3 protein-coding genes and 1 pseudogene are annotated in these 3096 nt (G+C 65.7%); 2 read left to right on the top strand and 2 right to left on the bottom strand.

Annotated features, from left to right (window positions below):
- Window positions 1-515 (bottom strand): annotated as a pseudogene (locus tag ETD86_RS53535) (hypothetical protein); the annotation flags it as partial.
- 212 nt (window positions 516-727) lie between these two features.
- Here ETD86_RS53535 and ETD86_RS53530 point away from each other — a divergent pair.
- Together ETD86_RS53530 and ETD86_RS53525 are read left to right on the top strand one after the other, a co-directional pair.
- Window positions 728-928 carry a hypothetical protein gene (locus tag ETD86_RS53530; protein WP_211370919.1) on the top strand — a complete coding sequence of 67 codons (201 nt, stop codon included), beginning with the start codon at window positions 728-730 and terminating at the stop codon, window positions 926-928.
- 23 nt (window positions 929-951) lie between these two features.
- The gene (locus ETD86_RS53525) at window positions 952-1506 is read left to right on the top strand and encodes a site-specific integrase (RefSeq protein WP_138674259.1); all 555 of its coding nucleotides are present in this window, start codon (window positions 952-954) and stop codon (window positions 1504-1506) included.
- Window positions 1507-1625: 119 nt separating this feature from the next.
- On the opposite strand, the gene ltrA is transcribed toward ETD86_RS53525, so the two are convergent.
- On the bottom strand, window positions 1626-3020 hold the full coding sequence (gene ltrA, locus ETD86_RS53520; RefSeq protein ID WP_138674258.1) for a group II intron reverse transcriptase/maturase: 1395 nt from the start codon (window positions 3018-3020) through the stop codon (window positions 1626-1628).
- Between the last annotated feature and the right edge of the window lie 76 nt (window positions 3021-3096).

Here is a 3096-nt window from a genome sequence, read left to right as displayed (position 1 = left end):
AGATGTCTTAGGGTCTCGTGGGCTCGGAGAGGTTTATAAGAGACAGGTGGGGGTGGGGCGGCGCCCTTGCGTAGCAAGCGGATGTAGCGGTCGACCGGGCCGAGGCTGCCGCCATAGCCCTGCTCCTGGATCTGGCGGAACAGCTGGGAGGCGTTGTGGCAGCCCACGGCGAATTGCTCATACAGATACGGCTTGTAGGCGTCCAGCAGCGTGGGCCGGTTGACCGCTTTGGCCAGCACTTCCTCCAGGCTGTCGGCGCGGGCGTAGCGGCGCACAGCGTAATAGTTCAGGTTCAGTTCGCGGCTGATGCTCTTCAGCGAACGGCCCTGCGCCACCAGCTCCTGGGTCTCCAGGTAGCGGGACGTCTGCCGGGTGACCAGGGCCCGCTCGCGGCCGTTGACGTCCAGATAGCCGTCCGGCTGCTTGGGCGGTGCCGCCGGCTCCTCGCGGTTGCCGGGCAGGTTGGCGTAGGCGCTCTTGACACAGCCGTAATGCGCACCAACGACCTTCTCCACCGCTTCGCCCAGGTTGTTGGGTCGGACCGGGGCGCCCTGCCGGGATTGCTCCCGGTGGGTTTCTATGTAATAACCCCTGAGTTCCTCTGACCGTCCTCGGCCTCTCCTGCCGCAGGACCTGGGGTTATCTGCTGGTGCTCCGGCTTCTTCTGGTGTTGATGAGATTTCAGAGTTTCTGAAGGTCTATCGTCCTGGTCGTTCGTCTTGCTGCGATGGTGAAGGCGAGGTGGCCGGAGATGGCGCTGGCGGTGGTGAAAGATCTTCGGGTGGCGCGTGCCCCGGCCACTGCCGAGGACCTGGAGGCGCTGGAGACCGACGTGCTGGCCGGGTTCGTGCTGGCCCGGGCGGCCGCAGGGCTCGCCGACTCGACGATCGCTGCGGACATGTCGCACTTGGAGCAGGTCCGGGCCTGAAGGCCACCCGGCCCGCCAATGACGTGATCATCCCGCTCACCCCCGAACAGATCAACCAGTCCATCAACGCCGCCACCACACCGGCCAGCCGCCTGTCCCTCGCCCTGGCCGCTGTCCACGCAGCCCGTCCCCGAGCCATCCGTCACCTGCTCCTGGACGACATCGATCTCGGCAACCGCCGACTGACCATCGCCGGCCACCAGCGACCTCTCGATGAACTCACCCGCCGGCTCCTGATCGAGTGGCTCGAGCACCGACGCTCGCGTTGGCCCACCTCCGCCAACCCCTACCTGATCGTCAACCAGCAGACCGCGATGAGCACCCGACCTGTCAGCGTGAACTGGATGGCCGAGACCTTCCGCGGGCTCGCTGCCCCACTCGAAGCGCTCCGCGTCGACCGGCAGCTCGACGAAGCCCTCACCCACGGTCCTGACCCGCTCCACTTGTCCGTGGTGTTCGGCTTGGACCCCACCACCGCCATCCGGTACGCCGCCGCCGCGCAGCGCCACCTCACCGCCGCCCTCGAATGCCAGGACCCCGCCACTTCGCACGAACCCAAGGAACCAGACAGGCCATAGCCGGAAACCACCCTTCGGTTCCCGCTGAAGAACCTTCAGTTCGCGCGAACTCTGGGAAATCCCCGGCCCGCCCGCCGAACCCGCCGTGCCCATTACTGAGCAACGGGCTCTCCACGAGATCATGCCGTTGAGGTCGGGCCGATCAGGGCCTCCGGCCAGGGGCTGGGGATGGCGTTACCCCGGTAGCGATACCGAGTGATCGACACTCTGCCGAGGTCGAACAGCCTGATCCCGCCCAGTTCGATGGGCTTCCACCGTCCTTGCGGAGTGCGGAGCCATCGCTGGATGGCCCTCCATGTCATGCGATGCCGGTGCATCACCCAGCGGATCACTCGCCACCACACGAAGGTGTGCAGGCGCTGCATGGTGTGCTTGGCGACCGCGTGCTTGAAGTAGTTGGCCCAGCCGCGCAGGATCTGGTTGATCCGGATCAGCGCGATCTTGTAGTCGAGATGCGACAACCTCTGGGTTAGTGTCTTGATCTTCCGCTTCAGCGTCTCGACCGGTTTGTCGGCGATGAAGGTATAGACGTGCCACTTGTCCGTTCCCCGCTTGCGCATCCAGACGATGCGGAAGCCGAGAAAGTTGAACCCGTCTGCAAGGTGGACGACCGTGGTCTTGGCCGGTGACAGGACCAGGCCCATCGGTGCCAAAACCTCGCTCACCTGTCCGCGAAGGTCTTCGACGTGCTCCCTGGTGCCGTGGACCATGATGACGAAGTCGTCCGCATAGCGGACTAAGCGCCAGGTCGGCAGGCCCCGATGGCGGCGTCGTTCGCGGTCCCGCCGGGTCGCCATCGCGGTTGCCCAGTGTTCGGCGGCGAAGTCGTCGAGCACCGACAGCGCGATGTTGGCCAGCAGAGGTGAAAGGATGCCACCTTGCGGTGTTCCGGAGACGGTCTCGTTCCGCTCGCCGAGCTCGGTCATGATCCCGGCTTTCAGGAACGCCTTCACCAGCGCCAGCACCCGCTTGTCTTTCACCCGCGCTCGGACGCGGTCCATCAGGGCCGCGTGATCGATGCGGTCGAAGCACGCCTCGATGTCAACGTCCAGCACCCAGCGGTATCCCTGGGAGCCGAACAGGTGAATCTCGGCGATCGCGTCGTGCGCGCGCCGGTTGGGCCGAAACCCATACGAGCACGGACGAAAGTCCGCCTCGAAAATCGGCTCCAGGACCAGCTTCAGCGCGGCCTGGACCACCCGGTCGGTGATGGTCGGGATACCCAGCCGGCGCAGTTTCCCGCCCGGCTTAGGGATCATCCGTTCTCTCACCGGCAGAGGCCGGAAGGCCCCTGTCCGCAACTCCGAACGGATGCGGTCCAGGTGCGCGGTCACCCCGGACGTTTCGACGTCGGCGGCACGCATGCCGTCCACGCCCGCCGTCCGAGCTCCGGCGTTGCCCGCGACCCGTTCGAAGGCCATCATCAAGGTGGCCGGGTCGCAGACGAAGTTGAACACATCGTCGAACCGGAAGCCATGATCGGCTAACGCCCAACGGTGCAGCTTGGTCTGCATCTTCCGTACCCGCGCCTCAGCGGTGAACACCGACGGCCACGCGACCGGGGCATCCACCCCGGATTCTCCGGACATT

The sequence above is a fragment of the Nonomuraea turkmeniaca genome, assembly GCF_005889735.1.
Lineage (GTDB): Bacteria > Actinomycetota > Actinomycetes > Streptosporangiales > Streptosporangiaceae > Nonomuraea > Nonomuraea turkmeniaca.
This window is presented reverse-complemented; position numbering and strand designations above follow the sequence as displayed.